At 42.7% G+C, this 4796-nt stretch carries 4 protein-coding genes; 2 read left to right on the top strand and 2 right to left on the bottom strand.

Going from position 1 to position 4796, the window contains the following annotated elements; translation table 11 throughout:
* The coding region (locus tag PHP87_RS01030; RefSeq protein ID WP_299917390.1) for a sugar phosphate nucleotidyltransferase at nt 1-498 on the bottom strand (498 nt) is incomplete at its 3' end.
* A 413-nt stretch (nt 499-911) separates the two neighbouring features.
* On the opposite strand from PHP87_RS01030, the gene PHP87_RS01025 reads away from it, so the two are divergent.
* Together PHP87_RS01025 and PHP87_RS01020 are read left to right on the top strand one after the other, a co-directional pair.
* Nucleotides 912-1799 carry a YitT family protein gene (locus PHP87_RS01025; RefSeq protein ID WP_299917388.1) on the top strand — a complete coding sequence of 296 codons (888 nt, stop codon included), beginning with the start codon at nt 912-914 and terminating at the stop codon, nt 1797-1799.
* Nucleotides 1800-1933: 134 nt separating this feature from the next.
* Nucleotides 1934-3082 carry an aminotransferase class V-fold PLP-dependent enzyme gene (locus PHP87_RS01020; RefSeq protein WP_299917385.1) on the top strand — a complete coding sequence of 383 codons (1149 nt, stop codon included), beginning with the start codon at nt 1934-1936 and terminating at the stop codon, nt 3080-3082.
* Nucleotides 3083-3320: 238 nt separating this feature from the next.
* Here PHP87_RS01020 and PHP87_RS01015 read toward each other — a convergent pair whose 3' ends face one another.
* Nucleotides 3321-3914, bottom strand: coding sequence for a GPR1/FUN34/YaaH family transporter (locus PHP87_RS01015; protein ID WP_299917383.1), 594 nt, complete (start codon nt 3912-3914; stop codon nt 3321-3323).
* Between the last annotated feature and the right edge of the window lie 882 nt (nt 3915-4796).

Genomic DNA, 4796 nt, shown 5'->3' with positions numbered 1-4796 from the left:
GGGGATTTCGCCTATTTCCCACTTGGTTTTCTCTATGTAACCATAACCGGTTTCCGGACGGCTGGGGGAAATGCCTATGGTGGCCAGGTGACCATTTTGGGCGGCCATACAAGCTCGCTGGACGCTGGCGACAAATGCTTCAGTATCCGAAACATGATGATCGGCCGGGAAAAAGCCTAGTATCTCGTCTTCGCCTTCTCCAAAATAGCGGGTTAAAACCAGACCAACCGCGGGAGCAGTGTTTCTTCCTTCTGGTTCACTTAAGATTTCAATCTTTTCTTTATCACCACGCTGCTGTACCAATTCATTGATACCAGGCAGAAGGCTATCATTGGTAATAATGATTACCCGGCTGGAACCTGCTGTCATCAGTCGATCAATGGTATGATCCAGCATGGTTTTACCATCAACAAATTTACACAATTGTTTGGGTCGTGTTTGCCTGCTCTCCGGCCACAAGCGGAGGCCCTTCCCTCCGGCCAAAACTACTGCTATCATAGGAAACCTCCATTTACTCCTGACATTAATTCTATGCTTAAGCTTTCCCCAAATATTACCCTGATTTATTATGCAAAATGGGGCTTAAATTTTTGAGATTTAGTATTGTAATCTAATTTTTAAGATGGACCGCTCCATAATTCCTTAAATAGTATGGCTTTTTGTTGAGGATTTTATAACGAGGTGAAATATATTCCCCGCTTCTTTAAACGGTTTGGGTTCCTATTAACAAAACAGACGGCGGGTTCTAATCCTCCGCCTCGTTGTAGCGCTGTGTTAAAACTGCTTAAGCAGGTTCTTCCGAATTACCCTAGTATTATCGAACAAAATCACAAAATTAGCTTTTTCAGTGATGATGCTTAATTTAAAGAGTTCTCCTGGGGAAAAATAGATTAAACCAGGGAGGTAATTCAATGATTTTAAATAAATTTAGTTTAAAAACTAAGAGTCAAGCTGAGGAACCGGTAACATTAAAAGATATTGGCGGGATTTTGCTGGGTTGTTTCATCCTGGCTGCTGCCATACAGGGAATACTGATTCCGGCCCAGCTCTTGACTGGTGGAGTTACAGGGATAGCCATTATCCTGAACTATCTTACCTCGCTTGAGGTTTGGTTATGGTATATGCTTCTTAATATACCCATATTTATTGCCGGGTATCGCCTGGTCAGCCACCGTTTTGCCATTTACAGTTTAATCGGTACCTTTGCCCTTACTGCTTTTTTGGCTTTGCTTAAACCTTTCAACCTGGGTATAGAAGAAACTATTTTGGCCGCAATTTTTGGCGGAGCTATGGGCGGAATAGGTACTGGAATTATATTTCATAGTAAAGGCTCTTCCGGAGGCCTTGATATTATTGCTGTAATTATCAAGCGCTACTGGGGTTATAATATCGGACAGACCTTTTTTGTTGCCAACCTGCTGGTGATTTCGCTTTTTCTTCTATTATCCAGTTTGGAACTGGCTCTTTTCTCGGTGATTGGTATCTATATTTCGTCTAGAATGGTGGATCTGGTAGAGTCCGGACTTAATGTTAGCCGGACTGCTATGATCATTTCTGAGCAGCATGAAGAAATCGCCCATGGCATACTGCATAATTTGCAGCGGGGCTGTACTTATTTGAGCGGGACAGGCGCCTATTCCAGTAAAGAGGAAAAAATAATTATTACTACAGTGGGTAAAACACAACTCCCCCGGTTGAAGGAAATCGTATTTCAGATCGATTCCCAGGCCTTTCTAATCATAAATGAGACCATTGAGGTTTTTGGAAAGGGTTTTAAACGAGGCGGAAGAGAATATTAAGGGGAATCTTTACTCAGTCTTTTAACTATAACAAATATTCATTTCAAACATTCCTCAGCATGTGCTATAGTTATAGCGATTAAAATTAGCTATTACCTGCTCGTCCTGGCTGAAATAAACGAGGAGTGTTTTTAATGAAATCCATATATTTGGACAATGCGGCTACCTCTTTCCCCAAACCAGAGAGTGTTTATAGAGCGGTAGACTTTTGTCAGCGTAACCTGGGTGGTAACCCGGGACGCGGCAGCAGCCGAGAAGCGCTCAAGGCTGGTTCGCTTTTGCTTGATGCTCGGGAGGCCCTGGCCGCTTTATTTAATATTCAGGATAGTGCTCAAATTGCTTTTTGCTCCAATGTTACTGAAGCGCTTAATATAGGGCTGAAGGGTATATTGAAACCCGGCGATCATGTAATTACCACCAGTATGGAGCATAACGCGGTGGCTCGTCCCCTCTTCCGAATGTCTCAGGAGGGTGTGGAATGGACGGCAGTAAATTGTGAACCTGACGGCAGCCTGGATCCGGAAGAGCTACGCCGGGCGATCAAGCCCCAAACCCGTATGATTTGCGTTTTACATGCATCTAACCTTACGGGTACAGTGATGCCAGTCAAGGCTATTGGGCAAATAGCTCGGGAAAACGGAATTTTATTCATGCTCGATACGGCGCAGACGGCGGGAGTACTAAGAATTGATGTAGAGGAATTCAAAATTGATCTGCTGGCCTTTACCGGCCACAAAGGGTTATTGGGGCCGCAAGGGACAGGAGGAATATATCTAAGACCTGGCATTGATATCAAGCCACTCAAAGAGGGCGGAACCGGATCATTTTCCGAATACCTGGAACATCCGGATTTTATGCCGGATCACTTGGAAAGTGGTACCCTCAACACTCCAGGCATAGCGGGTCTCCTAGCAGGGATTAATTTTATTAGGGAAATTGGAATGAAAAATATCCGTAAACATGAACAGGAACTTACTCAGTTGCTAATTGATGGCCTTAAAGAGATACCGGGAATATCATTGTACGGACCTGATGACATTAACAAGCGAACAGCTGTTTTAGCCTTTAATATAGCAGGAATGGATTGTGGTGAGTTGAGTATGACCCTGGACTATGAATATGGGGTTATAACCCGTTCCGGTCTGCACTGTGCACCCCTGGCACATGCTACCTTGGGAACCATTCACAACGGTGCGTGTCGTTTTAGCCCCGGCTTTTTTAATACCAAAGAGGAAATAGAAGCAGTAGTAAAAGCCGTTCATAAACTGGCTCGCAGGAACTAATAACGAGGTGAAATATGTCCCCCGCTTCTTTAAGCGGTCGGGTTCCTATTAACAAAACAGGCGGCGGGTTCTAATCCCCCGCCTTATTGCAACGTGTATCGAAACTACTCCGCAGCTTCTTCCGATGCTCAAAGAAGATTTTACCCCAAAAAGAAACCACCAGCAAATTGCAGGTGATTTCGAGGAATAATTTTCACTATTATACCAATTATTTTTAAAGCATTCTGCGCTTAATAAATTATTTTAAAATGGGTCCAGGCATTGGCAGTACTGCTCTACCGAAAGCGGTATTGAGTACTATACCTGCGGCAAGATAGATGGCTAAAAGTCCACCTGCCAGCAGGAAGTTTGCTGCTATAGGACCATAAGAATGGGATAGCCATCCAATGTCCATAAAAGCAACAAAGAATACAGCTACATCCAGTAGCAACACTATCAGGCTCATTACCAAAGGAGATTGCTTAAGATAGGCCGGGGTCCATAAAATAAGGGTGAGCCAAAGAACCATCCAGGCCCAGCCGTCAATATGAGCATCCATAGCCCAACCGTTCACAGCTGCGAAATACTTGAGGATAAACTCTAAGCCGCCTACCAGCATGAAAAAGGCCGAGAAAAACAAGAACACGTTACCACCGGTAGTGGCTCCCTCTCTTAACTCGATTATGGCAACTGTAAACTGAACCGCAAATCCACCTAGCAACCAAATCCCCATCAGGGGGATACAACTGTGATCAACAGTTCCTGAGAGCACCGCATAAAAAACAAAACATGCTATCGCCAGAGCTACTAACCCTGCCGGTGCCGGATTTGCCCAACCACCATTTCCTGACATTAAAAACTCCTCCTTTTTTATAATGTAGATACTTGGCTTTATATTCCTCAAAAGGAAAGTACCCTAGAAAATCACCTCCTTGGGAAGAATTTGCTCTAAGGTTTTGAAGGTAAGCCTTCGCCTTGAAGCCGATGAAAAATGATGATTGGGTATAGAGTATTTATACTGCTTAAAAGCTGGTGATAGTTATAAAGTTGAATTGCTGTTTGAGAAAGAAAAATGGAATGGGTTATTATTCATATCGATATGAAAGAATTAAAAGGCAGGTTGCTGGCAACTCCTTAATTAAATTACTCCAGCATGCCTTTTTTTGTAGGTGAAATATACATAGAAATAAACTCCTCCTTAGATTCCGATCCTTAGCCCCTGCAAGGGAAAACGGTTCTTAAAACCTTGGTAGCCAAATCAGCTACTTTGTCTATCTCTATAAGATATTCTTAGTGCTTTCATTGTATGAAGAACGAGCGGGATTTGTCAATACTATTATCCTGAATTTTTAAAAAATTTGCAATATTCGTCCATGCGCTGGGAAAAAGGTTTAGATTAATATATATAGAAGGTGAGTAATATCTACTAACCCCCCAGCCCGCATCCTAAATAGCAACCACAAGGTCTGCGTTCTTCGCATCAAATTAACTTATTTTATTATTTAAGCAAAAAGAGCAATATGAGGATTTTGCAAAATAATTATTTTTTTCTCAATATAATTATAAAATGGGTAGTAAATATAGTTATAATAAAATAGGGATATGTAATTTTAACCGGCTATCAAATATACTAACCCCCCATGCCCGCAACCTTAATAGCGACCGCAGGGAGCATCAGTAGTGCCCGAAGGGTGCAACCTTAATAGCGACCGCAGGGAGCATCAGTAGTGCCCGA

Origin of the sequence: Syntrophomonas sp. (assembly GCF_028707975.1) — a bacterium.
Lineage (GTDB): Bacteria > Bacillota > Syntrophomonadia > Syntrophomonadales > Syntrophomonadaceae > Syntrophomonas.
Note: the sequence above shows the minus strand (reverse complement) of the source record. Positions and strands in the feature narration are given on the sequence as shown.